Origin of the sequence: Marinimicrobium sp. UBA4509, assembly GCF_002388575.1 — a bacterium.
Classification (GTDB): Bacteria; Pseudomonadota; Gammaproteobacteria; order Pseudomonadales; family Cellvibrionaceae; genus Marinimicrobium; species Marinimicrobium koreense.
The window spans coordinates 34,070-34,346 of the sequence record NZ_DGMV01000022.1; positions in this window are offsets into that span (position 1 = coordinate 34,070).

A 277-nucleotide genomic window follows, 5' to 3' on the forward strand; every position below is an offset into this window, starting at 1 on the left:
ACTGAGAAACTCGTCCACATGGGTAATGTGGGGTGTCAAGGATACGGCGACCAAGGTGCAGCTCCTGCTTTTTTCTGAGTTATCAATGGGTTAACGGCGGGCATTATGAACCTAAACGCGAGCCCTTGCCAGTTGGCACCGATTACATGCTAGCAAGTTTGTGAACCAGTTATAAGCCCAAGGCGCCTTCATGTCCAGTAGAACCTCGCAGAAGGCTGGTGAAGGATGAAAGGGGCGACAGGTAGACGTCGGTGATGGGTTTTTGGAGTGGTTATGG